The sequence below is a fragment of the Streptococcus sp. 544 genome, assembly GCF_013277385.1.
Classification (GTDB): Bacteria; Bacillota; Bacilli; order Lactobacillales; family Streptococcaceae; genus Streptococcus; species Streptococcus mitis_BA.
Genome location: NZ_VMMU01000027.1, coordinates 1 through 23843 on the forward strand (window position 1 = coordinate 1; position 23843 = coordinate 23843).

General features: G+C 38.5%; 26 protein-coding genes, 1 tRNA gene, 1 rRNA gene and 1 pseudogene. 3 read left to right on the top strand and 26 right to left on the bottom strand.

All coding sequences use genetic code 11. The features are described 5' to 3' along the window. The 3 genes from HT728_RS09360 to rlmD all read right to left on the bottom strand — a co-directional run. Positions 1-221, bottom strand: a 16S ribosomal RNA gene (locus tag HT728_RS09360); the annotation flags it as partial. A gap of 244 nt (positions 222-465) precedes the next feature. Further along, positions 466-537: transfer RNA gene (locus HT728_RS09365), tRNA-Glu, on the bottom strand. 61 nt (positions 538-598) lie between these two features. Next, positions 599-1954, bottom strand: coding sequence for a 23S rRNA (uracil(1939)-C(5))-methyltransferase RlmD (rlmD, locus tag HT728_RS09370; protein ID WP_173234919.1), 1356 nt, complete (start codon positions 1952-1954; stop codon positions 599-601). Positions 1955-2010: 56 nt separating this feature from the next. On the opposite strand from rlmD, the gene HT728_RS09375 reads away from it, so the two are divergent. The 3 genes from HT728_RS09375 (at position 2011) to HT728_RS09385 (ending at position 4195) form a co-directional block, all read left to right on the top strand. Further along, complete coding sequence (locus HT728_RS09375; protein ID WP_173234921.1) at positions 2011-2787, top strand: aminoglycoside 3'-phosphotransferase; 777 nt, start codon at positions 2011-2013, stop codon at positions 2785-2787. Between the two features lie 9 nt (positions 2788-2796). Then, complete coding sequence (gene recX, locus HT728_RS09380) at positions 2797-3573, top strand: recombination regulator RecX (protein ID WP_173234923.1); 777 nt, start codon at positions 2797-2799, stop codon at positions 3571-3573. Positions 3574-3661: 88 nt separating this feature from the next. After that, positions 3662-4195, top strand: a complete 534-nt coding sequence (locus HT728_RS09385; RefSeq protein WP_000775321.1) for a DUF402 domain-containing protein — start codon at positions 3662-3664, stop codon at positions 4193-4195. A 190-nt stretch (positions 4196-4385) separates the two neighbouring features. On the opposite strand, the gene HT728_RS09390 is transcribed toward HT728_RS09385, so the two are convergent. The 23 genes and pseudogenes from HT728_RS09390 to HT728_RS09500 all read right to left on the bottom strand — a co-directional run bounded on the left by HT728_RS09390 (position 4386) and on the right by HT728_RS09500 (position 23641). Next, positions 4386-5153 (bottom strand): epoxyqueuosine reductase QueH, encoded by a 768-nt coding sequence (locus HT728_RS09390; RefSeq protein ID WP_173234925.1) that lies wholly within the window; start codon positions 5151-5153, stop codon positions 4386-4388. A 137-nt stretch (positions 5154-5290) separates the two neighbouring features. Further along, the gene (groL, locus tag HT728_RS09395; protein WP_173234927.1) at positions 5291-6913 is read right to left on the bottom strand and encodes a chaperonin GroEL; all 1623 of its coding nucleotides are present in this window, start codon (positions 6911-6913) and stop codon (positions 5291-5293) included. A gap of 15 nt (positions 6914-6928) precedes the next feature. Further along, the gene (gene groES, locus HT728_RS09400) at positions 6929-7213 is read right to left on the bottom strand and encodes a co-chaperone GroES (RefSeq protein WP_173234929.1); all 285 of its coding nucleotides are present in this window, start codon (positions 7211-7213) and stop codon (positions 6929-6931) included. A 299-nt stretch (positions 7214-7512) separates the two neighbouring features. Next, entirely contained in the window at positions 7513-8367 is an 855-nt protein-coding gene (locus HT728_RS09405; protein ID WP_033683132.1) for a PTS system mannose/fructose/sorbose family transporter subunit IID, read from the bottom strand. Further along, entirely contained in the window at positions 8348-9190 is an 843-nt protein-coding gene (locus HT728_RS09410) for a PTS sugar transporter subunit IIC (RefSeq protein ID WP_078238001.1), read from the bottom strand. The genes HT728_RS09405 and HT728_RS09410 overlap by 20 nt, the downstream gene beginning before the upstream one ends. A gap of 23 nt (positions 9191-9213) precedes the next feature. Further along, positions 9214-9708: a PTS sugar transporter subunit IIB gene (locus tag HT728_RS09415; protein ID WP_020903146.1), complete on the bottom strand. Its 495-nt coding sequence runs from the start codon at positions 9706-9708 to the stop codon at positions 9214-9216. A 26-nt stretch (positions 9709-9734) separates the two neighbouring features. Then, positions 9735-10172 (bottom strand): hypothetical protein, encoded by a 438-nt coding sequence (locus tag HT728_RS09420; protein ID WP_020903145.1) that lies wholly within the window; start codon positions 10170-10172, stop codon positions 9735-9737. Between the two features lie 160 nt (positions 10173-10332). Then, positions 10333-11625: an extracellular solute-binding protein gene (locus HT728_RS09425; RefSeq protein ID WP_173234931.1), complete on the bottom strand. Its 1293-nt coding sequence runs from the start codon at positions 11623-11625 to the stop codon at positions 10333-10335. Then, positions 11622-12305, bottom strand: coding sequence for a response regulator transcription factor (locus HT728_RS09430; RefSeq protein WP_020903143.1), 684 nt, complete (start codon positions 12303-12305; stop codon positions 11622-11624). Before HT728_RS09430 ends, HT728_RS09425 begins: the two co-directional genes overlap by 4 nt. Beyond that, positions 12280-13617, bottom strand: coding sequence for a sensor histidine kinase (locus HT728_RS09435; protein ID WP_173234933.1), 1338 nt, complete (start codon positions 13615-13617; stop codon positions 12280-12282). Before HT728_RS09435 ends, HT728_RS09430 begins: the two co-directional genes overlap by 26 nt. After that, positions 13617-14582 carry a substrate-binding domain-containing protein gene (locus HT728_RS09440; RefSeq protein WP_020903141.1) on the bottom strand — a complete coding sequence of 322 codons (966 nt, stop codon included), beginning with the start codon at positions 14580-14582 and terminating at the stop codon, positions 13617-13619. The genes HT728_RS09435 and HT728_RS09440 overlap by 1 nt, the downstream gene beginning before the upstream one ends. Positions 14583-14669: 87 nt before the next feature. Further along, on the bottom strand, positions 14670-15065 hold the full coding sequence (locus HT728_RS09445) for a single-stranded DNA-binding protein (RefSeq protein WP_115903952.1): 396 nt from the start codon (positions 15063-15065) through the stop codon (positions 14670-14672). A 77-nt stretch (positions 15066-15142) separates the two neighbouring features. Then, entirely contained in the window at positions 15143-15904 is a 762-nt protein-coding gene (locus HT728_RS09450; protein ID WP_173234935.1) for an SDR family NAD(P)-dependent oxidoreductase, read from the bottom strand. Between the two features lie 41 nt (positions 15905-15945). Then, positions 15946-16572, bottom strand: a complete 627-nt coding sequence (ytpR, locus tag HT728_RS09455) for a YtpR family tRNA-binding protein (protein ID WP_173234937.1) — start codon at positions 16570-16572, stop codon at positions 15946-15948. A gap of 15 nt (positions 16573-16587) precedes the next feature. After that, on the bottom strand, positions 16588-16905 hold the full coding sequence (locus HT728_RS09460; protein WP_173234939.1) for a thioredoxin family protein: 318 nt from the start codon (positions 16903-16905) through the stop codon (positions 16588-16590). Continuing rightward, on the bottom strand, positions 16902-17201 hold the full coding sequence (locus HT728_RS09465; RefSeq protein WP_173234941.1) for a DUF4651 domain-containing protein: 300 nt from the start codon (positions 17199-17201) through the stop codon (positions 16902-16904). Before HT728_RS09465 ends, HT728_RS09460 begins: the two co-directional genes overlap by 4 nt. 90 nt (positions 17202-17291) lie before the next feature. Beyond that, positions 17292-17489 (bottom strand): annotated as a pseudogene (locus HT728_RS09470) (N-acetylmuramoyl-L-alanine amidase family protein); the annotation flags it as partial. A gap of 243 nt (positions 17490-17732) precedes the next feature. Beyond that, positions 17733-18407, bottom strand: coding sequence for a hypothetical protein (locus tag HT728_RS09475; protein WP_050243275.1), 675 nt, complete (start codon positions 18405-18407; stop codon positions 17733-17735). Positions 18408-18411: 4 nt separating this feature from the next. Further along, positions 18412-18858, bottom strand: a complete 447-nt coding sequence (locus HT728_RS09480; RefSeq protein ID WP_112445766.1) for a LytTR family DNA-binding domain-containing protein — start codon at positions 18856-18858, stop codon at positions 18412-18414. Between the two features lie 219 nt (positions 18859-19077). Further along, on the bottom strand, positions 19078-19581 hold the full coding sequence (locus HT728_RS09485; protein ID WP_173234945.1) for a phosphatase PAP2 family protein: 504 nt from the start codon (positions 19579-19581) through the stop codon (positions 19078-19080). A 95-nt stretch (positions 19582-19676) separates the two neighbouring features. Next, positions 19677-21437 (bottom strand): ABC transporter ATP-binding protein, encoded by a 1761-nt coding sequence (locus tag HT728_RS09490; RefSeq protein WP_173234947.1) that lies wholly within the window; start codon positions 21435-21437, stop codon positions 19677-19679. Further along, positions 21427-23196 (bottom strand): ABC transporter ATP-binding protein, encoded by a 1770-nt coding sequence (locus HT728_RS09495; RefSeq protein ID WP_173234949.1) that lies wholly within the window; start codon positions 23194-23196, stop codon positions 21427-21429. The genes HT728_RS09490 and HT728_RS09495 overlap by 11 nt, the downstream gene beginning before the upstream one ends. Next, the gene (locus tag HT728_RS09500; protein ID WP_173234951.1) at positions 23171-23641 is read right to left on the bottom strand and encodes a MarR family winged helix-turn-helix transcriptional regulator; all 471 of its coding nucleotides are present in this window, start codon (positions 23639-23641) and stop codon (positions 23171-23173) included. The genes HT728_RS09495 and HT728_RS09500 overlap by 26 nt, the downstream gene beginning before the upstream one ends. Between the last annotated feature and the right edge of the window lie 202 nt (positions 23642-23843).

The window sequence follows — 23843 nt, forward strand, 5'->3', positions numbered from 1 at the left end:
TGCAATTGCACCTTTTAAGCAAATGTCATGCAACATCTACTGTTATGCGGTATTAGCTATCGTTTCCAATAGTTATCCCCCGCTACCAGGCAGGTTACCTACGCGTTACTCACCCGTTCGCAACTCATCCGGAGAAGCAAGCTCCTCCTTCAGCGTTCTACTTGCATGTATTAGGCACGCCGCCAGCGTTCGTCCTGAGCCAGGATCAAACTCTCATTAAAAGTTTGAGTTCTCACTCATTTCTGTCACTGACAGATTTATTGTTTTTTCATTGTTCAGTACTACAACCTTATGTTGTAGTGCCCTGCACATTGGTTCGTCTTGTTCAGTTTTCAAAGGTCTTTGTCACTCGCTTCTCTCAAGCGACAACTATATTAGTATATCACAGTCGCTTTCGCTTGTCAACACTTTTTTGAAACTTTTTTAAAACTTTTTTCATCAAGTGTTTCCAACTGCAACATACCATAGTCCGTACGGGATTCGAACCCGTGTTACCGCCGTGAAAAGGCGGTGTCTTAACCCCTTGACCAACGGACCAGAGTTGTTATTTTCAACTCTTACTATTATACAGTCTTTTCAAACTTTGTCAACACCTTTTTTAAACTTTTTTTACTAATTTTACAACAGCTTCAGTTCGAGCTGTATGTGGGAACATATCGACCGACTGGATATAATGAAGATCATAGACTTCTACTAAGCGCACTAAATCACGTGCCAAAGTCGAAACATTGCAAGAAATATAGACCATTTTTTCTGGGACATAGGTAAGAATTGTATATAATAACTTATCATCCAGACCTGTACGTGGTGGATCCACAATCAAAGCATCTGCTCGGTATCCGTCCTTGTACCAACGAGGAATAATCTCTTCTGCCGTTCCAGCTTCATAATGTGTGTTGTCAAATCCCATTCTTTTAGCATTTCGCTTAGCATCTTCAATAGCTTCTGGAATAATATCCATACCTCTTAGTGTTTTAACTTTCTTTGCGAAGGCAAATCCAATCGTTCCAACTCCACAATAAGCATCAATCAAATGGTCTTCTTTAGTAACATTCAGCGCTTTTACCGCTTCGCTATAGAGAACTTCTGTTTGTTCAGGATTTAGTTGATAGAAAGCACGAGGAGATAGTGAAAACTCATAATCGAGTACACCTTCTTGAATACTCTTTTCTCCCCAGATAATCTCTGTCTTTTCACCATAAATCTCACTGGTTTTAGCTGTATTTGTATTCACAGCTACTGTCACAACTTCTGGAAAATCTTTAACTAAGTCTTTTACTAGTTGGGTTAAATTAAGCTGACGGTTTGTAACAATAATAATCTGAACCTGTCCAGTCTTTCTTGCTCGTCGGACCATAATAGTCCTAACACCTAGAACTTTTCTCTCATCGGTGATTGGAATCTGGTGATAAGTAAGTAATTCTGCTAGGCGATTCGCAATCACTTGGGTTTCCTTGTCTTGTACCAGGCAGTCTTTCAACTCTACTAAATAATGAGAGTTTTGTGCATATAAGCCCGCTTTGACCTGATTTTTAAATTTTCGAGTCTGAAATTGTAACTTAGCACGGTAGTACTTTGGTTCCTGCATTCCAATAGTTGGACGGATTTCATAGTTTTCATATCCTGCAGGAGCAAATTTTTTCAGCGCTTGATGAAGTAGGTCTGTCTTGAACTCTAGCTGCTTATCATAATGCAGGTGCATGATTTGGCATCCTCCGCATTCATTATAAATAGTACAAGCCGGCACAACTCGAAATTTAGACTTCTTATTAACTTTTAGTAATTTTGCTTCAACAAAGTTGCGTTTAATAGAAGTAATCTGACAATAGATATCTTCTCCTTTGAGAGCTCCAGGTACAAAGACCAACGTTTTTTGATAAAAGCCGATTCCCTCACCATTAATTCCCATGCGCTTGATTTTTAATGGTATTTTTTGTTTTATTTTTAGATTCATAGGTCTATTATACCATGGAGTTTCTAAGATATTTAAGAATATGTTACAATAAAAGCATGAATTCAAAAACACCTCGCTTTAGTATACTAGATTTCCCTGAACAATTACGAAGCTATCTCAAGGGAGCTAATCTCTCTGATAGTTCTTCTCATTCAAGTGCAACTGTCCTATATATAGATTCAGGTTACTATTTAAAAATAGATCAAAAAGGCAGATTAGCTCAAGAAGCTAAGATTGCAAGTTGGTTCGAAACTGAAGGATTGGGAACTCCAGTGATTACCTATTTATCAGCAAAAAAGGACTTCCTTCTGACCAAAGAAGCGATTGGTAGAAACGCTCTCGCTTTTTTAAATCAACCCGAAAAGCTCTGTCAAACTATGGCACAAGCATTAAATAAGCTTCACAGTCTTGAACCACAAGCTTTTCCGTCAGAACATCATCTGAAACTTTATAAAGAAAAGGCTTTAAAAAACTATCAGGAGGGAGCTTTCTATAACAAAACTCTTCTGCCCCAATTTCATATTCACAGTCGCGAAGAAGCTTATCAACTGATACAGGAGAAAGGTCACCTTCTCAAAGCTGATGCTTTTATTCATGGAGATGCCTGCCTACCAAATTTCATCTTGAAGGATGCCTCGCATTTTTCTTGCTTTATTGACTTGGGATTGGCTGGTTTTAGTGACCGACATATCGACCTCTTTTGGGCAATTTGGTCCCTTCATTACAACCTACAAGATGCTACGTATGCTGAATTATTTCTCGACTATTACGGAAGAGAATATGTAGATATGGATAAACTCCGACTCGTTGCAGCTTTCGAAGCATTTAGATGAAAGGGAACTATGAAAATCACAAAACTTGAAAAGAAAAAAAGACTCTATCTGATGGAGCTTGATAATGGCGACAAATGCTATATCACCGAAGATACAATTGTTCGTTTTATGTTATCGAGAGATAAGGTGATAAGCGAAGAGGAATTGAAAGAGATTCAGGACTTTGCTCAATTTTCTTATGGTAAGAATCTGGCTCTCTACCATTTATCATTTAAAGCACGTACTGAAAAAGAGGTCAGAGAATATCTAAAAAAATACGATATTGATGCAAAAATAGTTTCTCAAATCATTGCTGCTCTTAAAGAAGAGAAGTGGACTAATGATGGCCAGTACGCTTATGCTATCATCAATGCCAATCAACTTTCAGGAGACAAGGGGCCTTATGTACTGACTCAGAAACTAGCTCAAAAAGGGATTTCAAAATCTACTATAGAAGAGAACTTGAAAGAATTTGATTTTTCGGAAGTTGCTCAACGTGTAGCTAATAAACTGTTGAAAAAATATGAAGGAAAACTTCCAGCTCGTGCCTTGCAAGATAAGATTATACAGAACTTGACCAACAAGGGGTTTTCCTACTCTGATGCTAAAATTGCCTTTGACCAGTTGGATAGTCAAGTCGACGAAGAAACGACTCAGGAACTCATCTTCAAGGAACTTGATAAGCAATATGCCAAGTATGCCCGAAAATATGAAGGATACGAACTTAAACAGCGTTTAACCCAAGTTTTAGCACGAAAAGGCTACGATTTTTCGGATATAGCAAGCGCTCTCAGAGAATATCTTTAATATTTTCATGTAAAATTCACAGATTTTAGGTAATTTTATGGTACAATAGTAAATGATAAACTTATAAATTGTAGAAAGTTGGTTAGTTATGAAGCTTCCAAAAGAAGGCGACTTTATTACAATTCAAAGTTATAAGCATGATGGGAGTCTCCACCGAACTTGGCGGGACACCATGGTACTAAAAACAACAGAAAACGCCATTATTGGTGTCAACGATCATACACTTGTTACCGAAAGTGATGGTCGTCGTTGGGTCACTCGAGAACCGGCTATTGTTTACTTTCATAAGAAATATTGGTTTAATATCATTGCCATGATTCGTGATAATGGAACTTCCTACTATTGCAATATGGCCAGCCCCTACTATCTGGATGAAGAAGCACTGAAGTATATTGATTACGATTTGGATGTTAAAATTTTTACAGATGGGGAAAAACGTCTCTTGGACGTTGAGGAGTATGAGCGTCACAAACGCAAAATGAATTATTCTGATGATTTGGACTATATTTTAAAAGAACATGTCAAAATTCTTGTTGATTGGATTAACAATGGACGTGGTCCTTTCTCAGAAGCCTATGTAAACATTTGGTACAAGCGCTATGTAGAACTAAAGAATCGGTAAAGTTGTCAAACTAGGGTGAAATCCCTGGTTTTTTATTTTAATACTCAATGAAAATCAAAGAGCAAACTAGAAAACTAGCCGCAGGTTGCTNNGAAGTCAGTCACATATATATACGGCAAGGCGACGTTGATGCGGTTTGCATTTGATTTTCGAAGAGTATAGAAACCCAGCTTTGCAGCTGGGCTTATCCTTATATATCCAATTTTGTAACAGTAAATTTGATGTGGGAATAGTCTTTTTCAACATCCTTATCCAGCAAGAACGCTGTAGCGTCCTTCTTAACTTGAACCAGGTCAATATTCTGGGCTTGAGCCGCATAGACGCATCCACAATAACATTGACGGTAGATGTCATACTCTTCACACATCTCTACTGAACGTTTGTAGCCTTGATTTTTCTTGAAATCACTTGGAAGATAGTGTGTTGTGTAAATTTTTTGCACATCAATTCCGATGCTGTTAATGGTTTGAGAATTCTTATGAGGACTGATGGTCAAGGCTGAGCCAAAGTAGTCAAAACCCAAGTCCATAGCCACTTGCGCTGTCTTATCCAGTCGGTAGTCAATGCAAACCTTGCAACGATCGCCTCCTTCAGGCTCTTCCTCCAATCCTCTAACCAATTTTCGGTATTCATTTGGTTCGTAGGGAGCTTCTAGGTACTGGACCGTATTTCCTGTCCGCTCATTGAAATCACTGACAAATTTCTTGGTAACATAGGCACGCTTATGGTATTCTGCCTTGGGATGGATATTAGAATTGGCAAAATAGATGGTCACATCTGCATACTTGGTCAAATATTCTAGGGTATAGGTACTACAAGGGGCACAGCAAACATGCATGAGAATGGTTGGCCGCTGCTCATTTTTCTCCCATACTTGTACCATTTTCTGCATGACACGGTCATAATTAATCTTCTGATTGGGGTTCATCTTGCTCAGAATTTCTTCTACATCGATCATGTTTTTCTCCTTTTTCTAGTCTTATTTTATCATATAAGTTAGGAGAGCTCAAATCAATTTAGAAGTGAATAGCATAAAAAGAAGGAATAGTTATTCCCTCCTTTTGTGTTTTTTATAAGTTGTTTTCTATAGAAAGCTTACATCATGCCGCCCATCATGCTTGGATCCATTGCTGGAGCCGGAGCTGCTGGTTCTGGTTTATTGGCTACGACTGCTTCTGTAGTCAAAATCAAGCTGGCTACAGATGCTGCATTTTGTAAGGCTGAACGGCTCACTTTAACTGGGTCGATGATTCCCTCTTCAATCATGTTGACCCACTCGCCAATTGCTGCGTTGAAGCCTGTACCAAGCTCAGCATTCTTCAAACGATCGATGACGATAGAGCCTTCAAATCCTGCATTGTGGGCGATCTGACGAACAGGTTCTTCCAAGGCACGGAGAACAATATTGCGTCCTGTTGCTTCGTCTCCTGTCAATTCCAAATTAGCCACGGCTGGAATGACATTTACAAGAGCTGTCCCACCACCAGCAACGATTCCTTCTTCAACAGCTGCACGAGTAGCGTTAAGGGCATCTTCAATGCGGAGTTTCATTTCTTTCAACTCAGTTTCAGTTGCAGCACCGACCTTAATAACCGCTACACCACCTGACAATTTGGCCAAGCGTTCTTGCAATTTTTCACGGTCAAATTCAGAAGTTGTAGTTTCGATTTGAGACTTGATAACTGCAACACGGTGAGAAATGGCTTCAGGATTACCAGCCCCTTCTACGATAACAGTGCTATCTTTGTCCACAGTTACTCTCGCTGCTTGACCAAGAGCTTCAATTGTCGCATCTTTCAACTCAAGACCAAGGTCTTCTGTGATAACTGTTCCGCCTGTTAAGATGGCAATGTCTTCAAGCATGGCTTTGCGACGGTCACCAAAACCAGGTGCCTTGACTGCTACCACATTGAAGGTTCCACGAATCTTGTTCAAAACAAGAGTTGGAAGAGCCTCGCCATCCACATCATCCGCAATAATCAAGAGGGGACGATTGCTTTGGAGAATACTTTCGAGGAGTGGCAAAATTTCTTGGATATTGGAAATCTTCTTGTCTGTAATTAAAATGTAGGGATTTTCAAGGTCAGCCACCATTTTTTCGCTATCTGTCACCATGTACTGTGAAAGATAACCACGATCGAACTGCATTCCTTCCACAACTTCAAGTTCCGTTTCCATACCACGTGACTCTTCGATAGTGATGACTCCGTCTTTACCAACTTTTTCCATGGCTTCAGAAATGTATTCGCCTACTTTTTCGGAACGAGAAGAGACGGCGGCAACCTGAGCGATAGCTTCTTTGTTGGCAACAGGGATGGCGTTGTTTTTCAAGGCTTCTACTGCTGCGGTAACTGCTGTTTCAATCCCACGACGAATGCCGATTGGATTGGCACCTGCAGTGACGTTTTTGATGCCTTCACGGACGATTGCTTGGGTCAAGACAGTTGCAGTTGTCGTTCCGTCACCTGCGATATCATTGGTTTTTGAAGCTACTTCTGATACCAATTTGGCACCCATATTTTCAAACTGGTCTTCCAATTCGATTTCTTTGGCAATAGTTACACCGTCATTTGTGATGAGTGGTGAACCGAATGATTTTTCAAGAACGACATTACGACCTTTTGGTCCCAAGGTTACTTTAACAGTGTCTGCAAGGATATCGACACCACGGACCATAGCTGAACGGGCATCTGATGAAAATTTAATTTCTTTTGACATACTTACTTTCTCCTTCTATTCTTCAATGATAGCCAAGATGTTAGCTTCGCCTACGATGATGTACTTTTCATCGCCATCTTTGACATCAAGACCTGCGTGGGCTTCAACTAAGACACGGTCTCCAGCTTTAACACTTGGAGCAACCAAGTCACCGTTCAAGGTACGAACACCTTGTCCAATAGCTACAACTTTGGCTGTTTTTGTTTTTTCTTGGGCTGAGCCTGCAAGGACAAAGCCTCCAACAGTTTGTTCTTTTTCTTCTACTTTTAAGACCACACGGTCTCCTAATGGTTTCAACATCTGTTTTCCTCCATGATGAACTACATATTATTAGCACTCTTTATATCTGAGTGCTAATTCATGATTCTATTGTATCACTTGGTCAGAAATAGTCAAGAAAAAAGTCTGACTTTCTGAGGATGAATAGATAAATTTCTTTATCCTAATTTTGCACTTTAATATTGTAGAATTTTAACCAACATGATTTATGGAATTAGTATTTTCGTTAATTCTTTTATAAAAAATACCGAAACTCTAAATCCTTATATTACGCATATATAAAAAACAACGATTATAAACCGTTGCTTTTTTACATACTATTAATATTTCAATCCTGGATTGAAAAATCCTAAGGCTACTCCTACAAGTGCAATAACTACCAATAATAGCATCACCCAATTTGGAGAAACTTTCTTTTTAGCCATCAGCCACCAACATAGAACAATAAAACCTGCTGTTAAAAGACCTGGATAAACACCATCAATCTTTTCTTGTAAGTTTAAAAATGTTTCTCCATCTCCATTTTTCAGCTCTAGCGCCGTAGTGACAGATACCCAAGTTGCTGCAACAGCTCCTATGACCATACCACCAACAACACTAATTGATTTTCTTAGCGCCTGACCTTTAGGACCTACTAAAAATTCTACTGCTTTATCTCCAAGTTCATATCCTTTAAAATAAGCAAAACGCATTCCAAGATAGACTAATAGATTCCATGCAATAATATAGAATATTGCACCAGAAATATTTCCTCCTTTAGAAAGACCTAGAGCTATCCCCAAAAGAACAGGAATTAATGTTCCTACAATAAGTGAATCTCCAATACCTGCAATAGGCCCCATTAGACCGGCTCGCATTCCATTGATGGTCTCACTATCTACGGCATCTCCATTTGCACGCGCTTCTTCCAAACCAGCTGTTATCCCAACTACTAGAGAACCCAACTGCGGCTCAGTATTAAAGAATGCTGTGTATGTTTGCATAGCTTCTTTTTGTTCTTCCTTAGTATCATACATTTCTTCTACAATTGGAAGCATAGAAGTTAAATATCCAAAAGTTTGCATATGTTCTTGAGAAAAACATGTCAGATGTCCATAGAACCAGTGGTGAAATGATTTTGTCAATGTTTTTCTTGATATTTTTTTTCGACTCATTCTAAATATCCTCCTCTTCATCAAATCCCATATCACTGACAACTGCTGTCGTACGGGCAGATTTAATAACTTCTAATTCATAATAAATTACTGCAAAAATTAATGACACAACACCACTTGCTACTAAGTTCAAGCCTAAAGATTTTGCTAACGTGAACCCGACAAAGAAAGGAATAAAGTCTGTTGTTTTTGTAACAATTTGTTTCAAAAGTATTGCAATACCCACACATGGAAGGAGTGCTCCTACAGTAAATAGAGACTTCATTACAAAACCATCCATCGGAAGATATACTTTCATAAGATCAACCATATCTGGTCCAAATTTTGTAATAATCATTGTTGGTAAGAAAGAAAAGATAAAATGTGAAATCCAAGGATATACCCAATCAACAGCATATAACTTCTTAAAATCACCTTTCTCTACAGCTTTCCATCCAATGTGTTGCCAAAGCAAGTTCATAGTAGCTGTACCATAGAATAAAACAGTTCCAATTGTTCCAACCGCGGCTCCAATTGGCGCTGCTGCTGCTGCAATCGCCACTTCACCTGAAATATTATTTGCATGAACAAATAGGATAGATAACGGAATTCCGATATAAGAAATTGCCCGTACATCGGCCGATACAGTTCCACCAGGTGTCACTAAGGCAATATATAATACCTGTAAAGCCACACCAACGATTACCCCTGTTGTTATATCTCCTAATATTAAACCTACAATTAAACCACCAACTAATGGACGCCCCAAAGTATAGTTACCAATACTGGATCCCCCCATACCTGGCATCGATGCTAAACTTGCAAACAATCCTAAAAGAGCTGCTTGAATCCAAGAAATTTCCATCATTTTGTCTCCTTATTTCATTATTAAAATCCAAATTTTGATTTAAAATCACTCCAATAGCCAATAGATACATCTGGTAATAATTGGAATCTAACTTTATATCCTGCTTTTTCAATTGCTTCTAGTGCAACTGCTTCCTCTTGAGTAATTGATTGATTATTTCCCAACTTGATAGCACCTGGTCTATCGTTAGCAGGTCCTACAATAATTTCTTTAACATCTCCTGGAATAAAGCCCTGGTCTACTAAAATTTCTTTCATATCAATTGGATTTTTAGTAATCAAAAAATATCTACTATCCGATTCTGTTACTTTAGATGATTTTTCTTTAAACGCTTCCTTTGTCCAAACAAATGTTTTTTTATCTGACGCACCTTTATATGCCTGAATTAAAACCTTATTAGATGCAGCAGCGTCATTTACTGCAATTAATCCATCACATGGATGTTCTTTTGCCCATCTAGTGACTGTTTGTCCATGAATCATTCTATCGTCAATTCGTACAAATGTTACTACCATAATTTTTTATCCCTTTCCTTATATAACTAAATATCGTCTTCTTCATTAAGATTATCATCTGATCCGACTTCAAATTCTTGTAGAGCCGATGATGATTCGTTTAATATCGTAGAAACAAGTTCACTTCCAGTCAGAATGTCTTTCATCACCACTGCTGTAAGTGCCATTGTTAAGTTCATACCTCCCAAAATAGTTGCATTCTCTAATTTTCCAAATTCTTCTAATACTGTTGCAACAGTTGTTAAAGGACTTCCCCCAACAATATCTGCTAAAACAAGAACCGAATCATTTTCATCCAGAGATGCAATAACATTCTTGACCTCTACAGAAAAACCTGCAAGACTTTCTCCATCTTTTAAGCCAATCGCTATGACATCATCTACCTTATCCGAAGCAAACATAGAAAGAGATGATTTCAATCCCTCTGCGAGCCCTCCATGACTGACTAATATCAAATACTTCATATTTCCCTCCTTTTATTGATTTTATTCTATCATCCTTATCTTCACTTTATAATTGTTAAATGTCACAAAAGTTTATTGATAAATGTCAATAAAAAAATGACAAATGTCAATAAAGACATCTGCCATGTTCGTATTATTTAAGAAATAATAATCTTGATATCTATTTAAGGGTTCCTATATCTAGTTCTTTTTGTAACTTAATAAGACTACCTTCAATATCCGTGTTATTTTCATCCATAGATAATGCTTCTAATCTTTCTTCTATTCCAACCAATGATTTTGAATCTATTCCTTTTGAAATAGTTGTAATTGAATTTTTCATTATATAATCCAGTGAAGTAGTCGTTAAGGCATTCTGACCAATCATTCCTTTCTTCATCAACTCTTCACTCTTCAAACTAGTTACTACCTCTGGTAATACTGAGCTTCCTTGACCCTTATTAAATAAATTTTGTTGAATTTCACGATTAATTGTTAAAAATTCTATAAACGATACGGCAAGGTTTGAATTGCGAGAACGCGAAGAAACCACGTATAAGGAAGTATCTGTTACAGTAGAACGAATGTCTTCCTTAGTAGTTGGCAATGAAATACATGTCCAGTTAAAATTTGTATATTTGGCCACATGATAAGGAAAAGGTTTATATGTTCGATATTGTGCCAAACTCATTGGATAAAAGGCCACATGCCCTTCATCAAAATCTTTATAGGTTACTTTGTAACGTCCGTTTAATTGATTCAATCCCCTTATATAGGATAAAGCATCCTTCATTTCTGACGAATCTATACGAGGAATACCACTCTCAGAAATAGTAACACCAAAGGCCGCTAGAGATTCTTTCCAACTATATCCTGTTATCCCAAATTGATCAACGATTCCATCTCCATCGGTATCTTTTGTAACTTTTTTACTAATCTCATAGAGATCTTTCTGCGTCCACCCTACTTCAGGAATTTCAATGCCCTCTCTTAAAAGTAAATCTTGATTTACACACATCAACATGGGATTGCTTTCATATGGAAGACCGTATAAATCATCTCCGTATTTTGCTGCCTGCAAAGATACATCATAGAAATTAGAGGCATCTTCTTGAGACAGATAGGAATTTAGTTTTTTTAAAATACCTTTTGATGCAAATAAAGATAATTGGTCGCTTGATAATAGAAATACATCCGGTTCAGAACCTTTTAAAATTTGACTTGAAATCCAATTAGAATACTCCTCCTTAGGAATACCTGAATCATATACAATTTTAACCCCTGGATGAAGCTCTTCAAATTTCTTAATAGCCTCATCTAGTACATAGCTGTTATTCCCTGTAGGAATTCCCCAACTAGAATCAGAATAAAAACCCAGCCTAATAATCTTTATCTGCTTGTTTTCCCAAATAAGAAATAAACTCAAGCAACTTAGCACAAACAGTATCGCTAGAAACAATTGCTTTAATTTCATTTATCCATTTCCTTTGAAAAATTCTTTTGTGTCACACCTGTTTGTACAGCCCATATGGCTAACTGTGTCCTATCTCTCAAATTTAGTTTTGAAAGAATGATAGAAAGGTAATTGCGCACTGTTCCCTCGGATAAAAAAAGATTACTGGCAATTTCCTTATTTGATTCTCCAAATGCCACTTGCTGAATAATTTTCCATTCTGTCAGTGATATATTTTCAATATTCTCTTCCTTCACAGTAATAGAAAAATTGGTCTGTGCCATCTGCGAGAACAATTGAAATACCTTACTAGCTATATTAGGATTAATCATAGCTCCACCTTTATACACTGTCTGAATGGCTTGATATAACTCGTCGGTTGAAACTCCTTTTAATAAATAGCCAGATGCACCATATTTTAAAGCACTAAAAATGAATTCGTCGTCATCAAATGTTGTTAAGATTATAATTTTTATATTTGGAAAAAGTTTTTTGATTTCTTTTGTAGCCAATACTCCATCCATTCTGGGCATTCTAATGTCCATTAAAATTATATCCGGTTTTACAGTCATAATGTTATCCATAGCTTCGATACCATCACCAACGACGGATACAACATCAATATCAGCATATACTGATAAAATGATCTGCAAAGACTCTCTAATTAACGCCTGATCATCTGCAATCATTACCTTTATCATATACTTCACCTCCTATTTTTGGAAAAACTATTTTAGTGTAAAATCCTTCCCTATTTTCAAAATGAATAGAACCACCTAAAATAGAAACTCGCTCTCTCATTTGTTTCAAGCCATACCCAATTTGTAAGTCGTCAAAACCTATTCCATTATCGTGCAAAACTATTATGTTGTTATCCTCACTCATAAAGCGAATGCTCATTTTACTAGCATGTCCGTGACGAACAGAATTTGTCATAGATTCTTGTATAATCCTAAAAATAGTATCTTCCTGCATAACATCTAAATCAATATTCCCCCATTCATATTTTAGATCGACAGAGAGTTTTGATAGAGACTCATACTCACTAATCATTAATATTAGAGCATCTTTTAAACCATTATTTTGCAAAGCTCCTGGTCTTAGTCTATGTAATGATCCCCTAACATCTTTTATCCCCTCTCTAACTGCATTTGAAACATTTTTCAACTGTTCTTTAGCACGGATAGGATGAACATCAATTAGTACAGAAACAGCATCAATCCCTGCTGAAATTCCTGTCAACGCATGACCTAGAGTATCATGAATTTCCCGAGCAATTCTTTTCCTTTCTCGATCTTCAGCGATTTTCTCTGATAACGATATGTAATGATTCAATTCAGTGTTGACTCTAGATAACATTTTAAGCTCTTCCTCAATATTATGATGTTCTTTAATCACGTATAGGATATAAGACAATAAAGAGATGATGAAAATAATAACATTTAATGATGTCAATGCATTTTCTAAAAATAACACTACACCTCGTATGGAAGATGGATAAAATTGGATATAGGTAGCTAGAGATGGAACTTTTATAAATAGTGACAAGATTTCATAGTCTGTTAAAAGTAACATTAAAAAGCTCAAGAAAATAAAAATAATCCAAGAACGTTTACTATCAGAGTCTTGAAACTCTCTTGAACTATAGAATATATCAGCAAAAACTAATAATATTATTCCATTGTATGACAGATTTTGTGACCATATAACACCAATCATTAATACTATTTCAAACAAATTCCATTTTGAAAAAATTGGCCATTTTTTCTCAGTTGAATACATTTTATAGGTAGATATAAAAATAATACCGACAAAAAAAATAATTGAATACCAAAAAATCTGGTCAGGTGATTTTGAAATATTGTTTAATTCTCCCAATAAGAGTATCATCTGTCCCTTTGAAATTACATAGTTTGTAATCTGTATATACAAAGCTCCATTGTATATAATGGTTAGAAAATTAATTAACAAAAGCAAAATTATAGAGTACTGGACACCTTTTACCTGTTTCATTACTGCCACCCATTAATATCAAACTGAATTATATTATTTTTATCAACAAATTGTACAGGTATAGTATATAATTCTTCAACTTCTTCTTTTTTTACTAATAAATCTATTGTTTCCGATACTTTTCTACCCATATGAGATGGAAATTGAGCAACCGTTCCCGTAACTTCATCTGTTGTAGCTAATAAATGCTTCATATCTGGTGAACCATCTATTCCGTAAATAAGTTTTTTTGAAGTTACTTTCAATTCTTTAATTGCTGCTAAAGCTCCTATAGCTGCTCTATCATTTAAAGCCACTATAGCATCAAATTGTAAACCTTCAGATAAGGCATCACCTACAGTAGTCATAGCATACTCTGTTTGACCAACTGTTTCTCTTTCTGAGATAATTTGATAATGTTCTTCTGATTTTATTGTATCCAAAAAACCAGTTATTCTCTGATTAGCTGATAAAGCATCTTTGTGCGTTAACAAAAGAATATGAGCATTTGAGGTACGTTTCATCAAATCCTTGGCAATTAATATCCCAGCATGGTAATTATCAGAAACTATACTCGTATCAACTTTTATATTATTCAACTGACTATCTACTGCTATAACTCTAATTCCAAAATTCTTTGCCCTACTTAACGCTTCTACAATTTGCTCGCTATCACTCTTAACCGGATTAATAACAATAACATTCACTCGCTTCTCTATAAACTCATCAATTTGTTTACTCTGTTTTTCTTCACTCATCTCTGCATCCCGAGTATACAATATCTGACCTTCTGAATCAGAATAGCGTTGAATCTCATTATGTAAATGTCTATAAAATTCACTATTCATCGTCATATAAGTCGCTCCAACTTTTATTTGTCCCGGAATAGGATCTGTCTGACTCACATGAGTATAAATTGCAAAAACAAATACGACTACTGTACAAAATATAATTTTGACGATTGTTCTTGTATATTCTCTACTCATTCCAACCTCCAAAAAGTTTCAACTAGTTCATTGTAACACATTTAGACAGTATAAAAAAGCCTGAGACCAACTCAGACTTTTCAATGTTTAAAATGGCAATTCTTCCTCTTCCAAGACTAGGTCTGCCAAGTCTTGGCCTGCATTATTTTCACGCATGGCACGTTGAGCACGACTTTCCAAGAGTTGGAATCCTGTGACAAGTACTTCGGTCACGTAGTTCATCTGGCCATTTTTCTCAAAGCGACGGGTACGAAGTTCTCCATCAACAGAGATAAGACTACCTTTAGTTGCGTAGCTGGCCAAGCTTTCTGCTAGCCTACCCCAAAGGACCATATTGACAAAGTCAGCTTCACGTTCACCGTTTTGATCTTTATAACGACGGTTTACTGCAATAGTTGCTCGCGCCACTGACTTGTCATTGCTGGTTTTGTGCAATTCAGGTGTAGACGTTAAACGTCCAATCAAGATAACTTTATTATACATATTTTCTTCCTCCTACTTATCTATTCGTAGGAAATCAAAAAAAGTTACAGAAATTTGTAACTTTTCGAGAAAATTTTTTATTTTTTATGAACCATGAAACCTGTCGCCTGTTGATTGGCCATAATGGTCATATCTGTAATCTGAACACGACGAGGTTGACTAGTCACATAGACTACTGTGTCTGCAATATCCTGAGCTTGCAAGGCTTCTATTCCTTGGTAAACGGACGCAGCTCGTTCTTTATCACCGTGAAAACGTACCGTCGAAAAATCTGTTTCGACAATTCCAGGCTGAATGGTCGTCACCTTGATATCCGTTGCGATGGTATCAATTCGCAGACCATCTGAAAAGGTCTTAACTGCCGCCTTGGTCGCTGAGTAAACAGCTGCACCTGCATAGGCATAAATTCCTGCGGTTGACCCCATGTTGATGATATGTCCTTGATTGGCTTTTACCATTGCTGGCAAGAAAGAGCGAGTGACTGCCATCAAACCTTTGACATTGGTATCCAACATGGTCAACATATCCAACTCTTCATAATCCTGATAAGGTGCTAAACCTAGAGCCAGTCCGGCATTGTTGACCAGAATATCAATCTGACCTATCGTTTCTAGAATATCAGAGCAGACAGTCTTTACCATGGCCATATCCATGACATCTAGGGGAAAAGTCCAAACTGTTTGATTTGGAAAGACTTCTGCAAACTCCGACTTAAGAGTTTCTAATCTGTCTGTCCGTCGTCCAGTTAGAACGACATTCTCACCCTGCTCCAGATAAGCACGCGCAATCGCTTCACCGATTCCTGATGTCGCCCCTGTAATCACTACATTTTTAGCCATCTTATTTCCTTCTAGCTGGTCTATCAGATACTAACAACTTCTTAGGCAGTCCAGTGTTTAGCTGGATCAAATGGAGTTCCAACAACTTGGTCTTCTGATAATTCAATAATACCACGTTTTTGCGGAGCATTTGGCAGATGCAATTCACGAGGACTACACATCATTCCAAAACTCTTTTCGCCACGAAGCTCGCCTGGGAAAATGAGATTGCCTTTTGGCATCATAGCTCCAGGAAGAGCTACAATGGTTTTCAACCCCACACGCGCATTAGGAGCCCCTGCAACGATTTGCACTGTCTTGTCACTTGCGACTGCAACTTGGCAGATGTTGAGGTGATCACTATCTGGATGAGCTACCATCTCGACAATTTCACCGACAACAAACTTAGGTTCTTTGTCATTGACAATTTCTTCCACAAAGCCTTCCGCCTGCAACTCTTGGTTCAAACGAGCGACTTGATCATCTGTCAAAAAGACTTGACCGCGCTCTGCAATTTCAAATAAACTTGAAACTTCGAAAATATTCCACGCCACTGTTTCTCCATTTTCTTTGAGGAAAACACGGGCTACCTTTCCTTTGCGCTCCACATCCAGTTTGGCAGCTCCACTGTTTTTCACGATGACCATAAGGACATCACCGACATGTTCTTTGTTATATGTAAAAATCATTGTTTCTCTTTTCTCCTATTTCAGTCCTGCTAAAAAGTCGTTAATTTGTTGCTTACTTTTACGGTCGCGATTAACAAAACGACCGATTTCCTTGTCCTTTTCTAAAACAACAAGGCTAGGGATTCCATAAACATCCCAGAGTTTGGCCAAATCCATATACTGATCTCGCTCCACTCGAATAAAGGTGAACTCTGGATTGGTCTCCTCAATTTCTGGCAAGGCAGGATAAATATAACGACAATCGCCACACCAGTCCGCCACAAAAAGAAAGACTTTCTTGCCATCTTTTTCTACTAAAGATGCTAATTCTTCTAAACTTGCTGGTTGTATCATAAGACTTCCTCCTCATAGACCAGGTCTTCATTTTCATAGACAAAGGTATAATGACGGCCATCTTCAAAAATGATGCCACCAACCAAGCTCTCCAGACTGCTTTCATAAACTTGAACATAGAGGGTCGCAATTTCCCCCATGTCTGAAAAATGGTCTCGCACAATCGCTGTCAACTCTTCCTGAGTCTTCATGAGCTTACGGTCATCTGCAACTTTTTTCGTAGCAAGGGCAAGGCTTCCAATACCAAGCAGAGCCAAGCCTGCTATCCACATTTTTTTAGCTTTCATACCATTCATTTTAACACAAAAAAGGCTTCAGGACAAATGAGGAAGCAACAGAAAAGCAAGTAAAAAGCCTCTTCCTTGCATGAAAAGGACTTTTTATTCTTATTGCCAAACGCCTGAGTTGCCAACGTAATAGCCATCTGGTGTGTAGGTATTGCGAAGCATCTTACCTGATGAAGCTAGATAATACCATTTGCCATTATCTTTGACCCAATCATTCGCTAGCATGGCACCAGAAGAACTTACATAATACCATTCTCCCTTGTCATAAACCCAAGTGTTTGCTTTCATGGCTCCTGAGCAATTAAAGGTTCAAAAAGCTGTCCAATATCATTCATTTTTTTAAAAACATTTGACACTACATCATCCACGCTGTAGGACATAGATACATCAAACGTAAGAGCCAAAATATCGAAAAATATACAACTTTTAAAGGCAACATTTCATTTTTTAAAGTCTAACAACCATAGAACTGAAATCAGAGCAAGGCATCAATTTCCTACTCTTAGTACGCCTATTTTGATGATTGAAGTGAAGATTTTTTTATTTAACGTAGACAATCCCCAATTTCCCAAAAGCCACATCTCCACGGATAATCAAGGTTTTACTTGTTGGGGCTAGAGAAGTATCTGCCTTGGCTACACCACAGAAAGTTTCCACCTTCAAATCAACTCTCCAATGTTGGGGAACATAGATAACTGCCTTTCCAAAACCAACTTCTACTTTCAGGGTTGCAGTATCTCCTAAAATCTCTGCATTGTCGTAATATATCTTGGCATTGCCAAAACCAACTTCTACTTGATCCTCTACCAATTCTTGATTTTGCTTGTAGAAAGTCCCAGTCCCAAAAGCAACTTCCTTATCTGTAAGAATGTTTTTTTCACCATCATACCACCATTTTTTTCCATTCCAAGTTCTGTTAGAATGAGTGAGTGCGCTGACACCCATTACGATTAAAATACTAGCTAAAATAAGCGAAATAGGAGATAGCTGAATCCAATCATAAAAAAGATTCACTATATTTAATGCTGTTAATGCTAAAAAAGTGGCACTTGTCCAATGATGCCTAAGGGAAGATTCTATTGCCTTATACAATAGAAAAGCGATAAAGACAAAAGGAGAATACTTAGTCTCCAAAGATGGAACACCATAATGTCCCTGTAATAAAATCCATGCTGCCAATACTAGCAACACAATACCAAATGCTTTCTTTTTCATGTTCTTACCTCATGTTTCTTAGATTTTCTTTTAGGAGGGATTGATAGTACCGCGACACGTGAACCTCCTTGTGGGTCTGATAAAAGGAAATGGTGCCCGTTCCTGAAAAGGACTTGTCCACCGAATAGATTTGCCGAATATTAGCAATCGTTGACTTGGATACCCGACTAAAATAGCGAGGAAGGATAGACTCTAACTCATAGAGTTTGAGCCGAACTTCGTAGGCATCTTTCTGGGTATGGGCATAAATCTTGCTACCTTCTGTCTCAAAGAAGAGAATTTCCGATAAGTCCAGATAATATTCACCTGTTCCCTTGTAAAAAATCAACCGAGGAGACTTGGACTCTTGCAAGAGTCGCTGTAAATCCGCAATCTCATCTGTCAAAGCCGCTGCCTTGATGACAATTTCAGTTTCATCTAAATTGCTGTCAATTTCGATTCGTAACTTCATTCCATCTCCTTTCTGACTCTACTATATCAAAGGAAAAATAAGAAAACAAGAGCAAAAAAGCAAGTGGTTACTTTAGGCACGTAAGTGGTTCTAGGACCGCCTTATACTCTTCGAAAATCAAATTCAAACCACGTCAGCGTCGCCTTACCGTACTCAAGTACAGCTTGCGGCTAGCTTCCTAGTTTGCTCTTTGATTTTCATTGAGTATTAACTTACAGGTCAAAATAGAAAGAAAAGCACACCCCACACAAGACCACAAATATAACCAACTACTACATCCTTGGGATAATGCACGCCACCTAAGACTCTCACTAGACCTAGGAAGGCTGATAATGTCAAACAAATCATCCCCATAGTTAGACTAGCATGCAAGCAAGCCATGGAGATAATGGTTGCTGAAAAGACATGACGACTGGGCATAGACTGACCAGGACTATCTCTGTCAAGCAAGGGTTTAATATCCCATTCCTCATAAGGTCTAGGGGCATTGATTTTCTTACGAAGAAAGGACAAAATCACAAAACCTGATGCAGGGATAAACACATACATCAAGACCTGTTTCCCAAGTCCTTCTTGGAGATAGGTAGTGGCTAACAAGGTCAGATAAATCATAGGTATAACTACCGTCATGAACCGATTGAAAGTTCTTAACAAGCTCAGAAGAAAGGGCTTATTCCCAATGTTACTAGCAACGTGGCCATACCATTCTTGATAATTTTTCATATATTTTCTCATCGCTTACTCAAATTTTGCTTACAGGGAAGCACTTGTCTTCTAGTATAGTGCAGAAAAAGAAGGCCGTCAAGCCTTCTTTTGGTTTATTCTTCTGCTTCATCTTCTGTAAACTGACTGTTGTAGAGGTCAGCGTAGAAACCAGCTTGCGCCATCAGCTCATCATGATTTCCTTGCTCGATGATATTTCCATCTTTCATAACAAGAATCAGATCAGCATTTCGGATAGTAGACAAGCGGTGGGCGATGACAAAGGAAGTCCTCCCCTCCATCAAACGATCCATAGCTTTCTGAATCAATTCCTCTGTACGGGTATCAACAGAAGAAGTCGCCTCATCTAGGATTAGGAGTGGCGCATCTTTCAGCAAAGCACGAGCGATAGTCAAGAGTTGTTTTTGCCCGACAGACAAGGTCACTGTGTCATCCAAGACTGTATCGTAACCATCTGGTAGGGTCATGATAAAGTGGTGAATCCCTACAGCCTTGCTGGCTTCAATCACGTGCTCATCACTAATACCCTCTTGGTTATAGATAAGATTGTCGCGAATAGTACCTTCAAAGAGCCAAGTATCCTGTAAGACCATTGAAAAGGCATCGTGTACTTCCGAACGCTTCATCTCCTTGGTATCCACACCATCAATGCGGATACTTCCCTTATCAATCTCATAGAACTTCATCAAAAGATTGACAATAGTTGTCTTACCAGCCCCAGTCGGTCCGACAATGGCAACTTTTTGACCTGCATGAGCTGTCGCAGAAAAGTCATGAATAATGGTTCGCTCTGGTGTATAACCAAAGGAGACTCGATCAAAGACTACTTGACCTTTCATATCGCTCAATTGTCTTTCTTTATGGGATTCGTCTTCCATTTCCTCTTCAGCTAGGAATTCGAAGACACGTCCCATGGCCGCACTAGCCTGCTGCAAACTAGTAATCCCTTGGGCAATTTGTGAAAGAGGCTGAGAAAAAATACGAACGTAGGCCATAAAGGCAACGATAATCCCGATACTGATGTGCCCATTTAAGGCCAAGGCTGCACCAACGATAATCACCAAGGCATAGCTAAAGTTCCCAATAAACATCATAATCGGCATCATAATCCCTGAAATAAACTGAGATTTCCAGATACTGTCATGCAGACGATGGTTTAATATCGCAAACTCTTCTTTCGTACTCTCGATGGCATTGTAACTGGTCACCACATTATGGCCAGAGTACATTTCCTCCACATAGCCATTGACAGCTGCCAAATCTTGTTGCTGACTCTTAAAGAAGCCCTGGGATTTGCCCATAAAGACAGACACGAAAGCAAAACCGATAAGAGTTGACACAACCGTCACCAAGGCTAAAATCCAGTTCATCCCAAACATGGTTACCAAGACTGCCACGACCAGTAAAGTGGATGAAAGAACTGTTCCCAGACTTTGATTAAGGGACTGGGCTGCAGTGTCAACGTCATTGGTTACACGAGACAAAGTATCCCCCTGAGAGTGTCCATCAAAATATCCCAATGGTAGGCTATTGATTTTCTCTGCAATAGCTCTTCTCAAACGCTCTGAAAAACGTTGAATAGCTGTTGTAAACAGAAAGGCCTGCAAATAATTTGATAGAAGTCCGATCACATAAATGACGGCCAAAAAACCACCAATAGCTGCAACCATCGCGACATCCACACTTGTTTCTAGACCACTTGCAATGATATTGGTCATTTCCTTGATGCGGGTTGGACCATATACAGTAATGATATTGGATAAGATTGTTGCTAGAAAGGCGATTAGAAGGGCAAACTGGAGGCCTGCAAGATAGGGTTTACTCTGTTTCCAGAGAGACATTTTCTTATTTTCCATGTTCCAATTCCTCCTTCGATAGTTGTGAATAGGCAATTTCTTGGTAAACTTCGTTATTAGCTAGAAGTTCCTTATGGGTGCCTTGCCCCACGACTTTTCCTTGATCCAAGACTAAAATCAAATCTGCATCCATAATCGTTGAAATACGTTGTGCAACGATAAGTTTGGTCATAGATTTTGTTTTCTCTGCTAACTCTTGGCGTAGGACACGGTCTGTCTTGTAGTCCAAGGCTGAGAAGGAGTCATCAAAGATGAGAATTTCTGGCTTCCGAGCTAAGGCACGCGCAATTGCCAGACGTTGTCTTTGACCACCTGAGAAGTTGGTTCCTCCTTGGGCCACTTCTGACGCTAAGCCCGCTTCCTTGTCTTCGATAAAATTCTTAGACTGGGCCAATTCCAAGGCTTGCCACATAGCTTGTTCATTCAGCGGTGTTTCTTGACTTTGTCCAAAGTCCAAATTGCCCTTAACATCACCTGAAAAGAGAACCGCTTTCTGAGGAATATAGCCAACCTTGTTGCGCAAATCTTCTAAGGCATAGTCTTGAACATTGACACCGTCCACCAGAATTTCTCCTTCTGACACATCGTAGAAACGTGGAATCAGATTGACAAGAGTTGATTTACCAGAACCTGTTGACCCAATAAAGGCCACTGTTTGACCAGCGTCTGCTCTAAAGCTAACATGCTCAATAACCACCTCCGAATTTGCCGCATAGCGGAAGGTCACATCCTTAAATTCGACCTGACCTTTGAGGTTTTCATCAGCCAGCTGCACTTGAGCAGGGTTTTGGATAGAAGAATACAAATCTAAAACTTGATTAATCCGCTTAGCAGAGACCATAGTTCGGGGGAGAACGATGAAGAGCGCTCCCATGAGAAGGAAGCCCATGACAACCTGCATGGCATAAGACATGAAAACAATCATGTCACTAAAGAGAGGCAGACGCGCTATCGGAGCAGCGTCGTTAATCACATAGGCCCCAATCCAGTAAATCGCCACACTCAAACCACTTGAAATCCCCATCATGATAGGGTTCAAAATAGCCATAAGACGGTTGACAAACAAATTCAAGCGTGTCAATTCATCATTTGCTGATGCAAATTTTTCATTTTGGTAATCCTCTGCATTGTAGGCGCGAACGACACGAATACCTGTTAAACTCTCACGAGTGATACTGTTCAGTTTATCTGTCAGCCCCTGAATCAAGGACTGTTTTGGAAAGGCTAGCGTCATCAAAACAGTCGTCATCAAAACGTTGACAATCACTGCCACAAGTACGGCCCAGAGCCAGTATTCTGAATGACCTAAAATCTTCCCGATAGCCCAGATAGCCATAATTGGACCACGCGTCACCACTTGCAAGCCCATGGTAATCAACATCTGAACCTGAGTAATATCATTGGTAGTACGAGTTAAAAGACTGGGAATAGAGAATTTCTTAATTTCTGTCTGCGAGTAATCCAAAACTCGGTTAAAAATATCACTTCTCAGCCTACTAGTATAAGAAGCCGCCACTCGGGATGCAAAAAATCCAACTGCAACTACGGATAAGAAGGCAAGAAAGGACATTCCCACCATCATACTTGCCGGCTGCCACAACTCATCTAAATTAGTTCCTTGACTACCTAGCAAATCCGTAATTTTCGAGATATAGGTCGGCACTTCCAACTCTAAATAGACCGAAAAGCAAGTAAAAAGAATGGCTAGTAAAATCATCCCCCATTCTTTTCTACTAATTCGTTTGGCTAATTTCTTCATTCTCTCCTCCTATTCCCTTGATATTTGCCTGTAGTTGACCGAGAACTTTCTCAAAAATCAGTAATTCATCTTCATCAATGTCTTCCATCAACTGCTTGTCTATTCGTTCAAAAAAAGCCTTAACCTCTTGCATCTGAGAACGTGCTTTGTCCGTCAAACGAACAAATTTTGCCCGCTTATCGCTAGGACTCGCCTCCAATTCCACCAAACCATTTTGCACCATACGCTTGACCAAATTACTAGCAACAGACTTGGTAATATTGAGTTCCTGCTCGATATCTTTAATCAAGACCAAGTCTTGGTTTTTCTCACGATTATCCAAAAAACGCACAACCTGACCTTGAGGCCCACCCATAAATTCAATACCACAACGTTTGGCTTCCTTTTGCACCATCAGGTGAATCTGATGACCAAAACGCTTAAAGACTAACATCGGTTTATCCATACTAACTCCTTTCTAACTATCACATTTAGTTCTCCCAGGAACTAAATAAGTTTCCATAAGAACTATTCTACCACTTTGAAAAGAGATGTCAAGAAAAAGTTTCCTAGAGAACTATTTTCTTGATTCAAAAAATCCCAAGTGATTTTTTCACTTAGGATTGTGTTCTCTAGGTTAAATTAGAAGCCGTCTACTTTTACAAATA

Bases quoted from the DNA above. Each gene is read 5' to 3' on its own strand.
- rlmD (WP_173234919.1), bottom strand. From the start codon at position 1,954: ATGAATCTAAAAATAAAACAAAAAATACCATTAAAAATCAAGCGCATG.
- HT728_RS09375 (WP_173234921.1), top strand. From the start codon at position 2,011: ATGAATTCAAAAACACCTCGCTTTAGTATACTAGATTTCCCTGAACAA.
- recX (WP_173234923.1), top strand. From the start codon at position 2,797: ATGAAAATCACAAAACTTGAAAAGAAAAAAAGACTCTATCTGATGGAG.
- HT728_RS09385 (WP_000775321.1), top strand. From the start codon at position 3,662: ATGAAGCTTCCAAAAGAAGGCGACTTTATTACAATTCAAAGTTATAAG.
- HT728_RS09390 (WP_173234925.1), bottom strand. From the start codon at position 5,153: ATGATCGATGTAGAAGAAATTCTGAGCAAGATGAACCCCAATCAGAAG.
- groL (WP_173234927.1), bottom strand. From the start codon at position 6,913: ATGTCAAAAGAAATTAAATTTTCATCAGATGCCCGTTCAGCTATGGTC.
- groES (WP_173234929.1), bottom strand. From the start codon at position 7,213: ATGTTGAAACCATTAGGAGACCGTGTGGTCTTAAAAGTAGAAGAAAAA.
- HT728_RS09405 (WP_033683132.1), bottom strand. From the start codon at position 8,367: ATGAAGAGGAGGATATTTAGAATGAGTCGAAAAAAAATATCAAGAAAA.
- HT728_RS09410 (WP_078238001.1), bottom strand. From the start codon at position 9,190: ATGGAAATTTCTTGGATTCAAGCAGCTCTTTTAGGATTGTTTGCAAGT.
- HT728_RS09415 (WP_020903146.1), bottom strand. From the start codon at position 9,708: ATGGTAGTAACATTTGTACGAATTGACGATAGAATGATTCATGGACAA.
- HT728_RS09420 (WP_020903145.1), bottom strand. From the start codon at position 10,172: ATGAAGTATTTGATATTAGTCAGTCATGGAGGGCTCGCAGAGGGATTG.
- HT728_RS09425 (WP_173234931.1), bottom strand. From the start codon at position 11,625: ATGAAATTAAAGCAATTGTTTCTAGCGATACTGTTTGTGCTAAGTTGC.
- HT728_RS09430 (WP_020903143.1), bottom strand. From the start codon at position 12,305: ATGATAAAGGTAATGATTGCAGATGATCAGGCGTTAATTAGAGAGTCT.
- HT728_RS09435 (WP_173234933.1), bottom strand. From the start codon at position 13,617: ATGAAACAGGTAAAAGGTGTCCAGTACTCTATAATTTTGCTTTTGTTA.
- HT728_RS09440 (WP_020903141.1), bottom strand. From the start codon at position 14,582: ATGAGTAGAGAATATACAAGAACAATCGTCAAAATTATATTTTGTACA.
- HT728_RS09445 (WP_115903952.1), bottom strand. From the start codon at position 15,065: ATGTATAATAAAGTTATCTTGATTGGACGTTTAACGTCTACACCTGAA.
- HT728_RS09450 (WP_173234935.1), bottom strand. From the start codon at position 15,904: ATGGCTAAAAATGTAGTGATTACAGGGGCGACATCAGGAATCGGTGAA.
- ytpR (WP_173234937.1), bottom strand. From the start codon at position 16,572: ATGATTTTTACATATAACAAAGAACATGTCGGTGATGTCCTTATGGTC.
- HT728_RS09460 (WP_173234939.1), bottom strand. From the start codon at position 16,905: ATGATACAACCAGCAAGTTTAGAAGAATTAGCATCTTTAGTAGAAAAA.
- HT728_RS09465 (WP_173234941.1), bottom strand. From the start codon at position 17,201: ATGAATGGTATGAAAGCTAAAAAAATGTGGATAGCAGGCTTGGCTCTG.
- HT728_RS09475 (WP_050243275.1), bottom strand. From the start codon at position 18,407: ATGAAAAAGAAAGCATTTGGTATTGTGTTGCTAGTATTGGCAGCATGG.
- HT728_RS09480 (WP_112445766.1), bottom strand. From the start codon at position 18,858: ATGAAGTTACGAATCGAAATTGACAGCAATTTAGATGAAACTGAAATT.
- HT728_RS09485 (WP_173234945.1), bottom strand. From the start codon at position 19,581: ATGAAAAATTATCAAGAATGGTATGGCCACGTTGCTAGTAACATTGGG.
- HT728_RS09490 (WP_173234947.1), bottom strand. From the start codon at position 21,437: ATGGAAAATAAGAAAATGTCTCTCTGGAAACAGAGTAAACCCTATCTT.
- HT728_RS09495 (WP_173234949.1), bottom strand. From the start codon at position 23,196: ATGAAGAAATTAGCCAAACGAATTAGTAGAAAAGAATGGGGGATGATT.
- HT728_RS09500 (WP_173234951.1), bottom strand. From the start codon at position 23,641: ATGGATAAACCGATGTTAGTCTTTAAGCGTTTTGGTCATCAGATTCAC.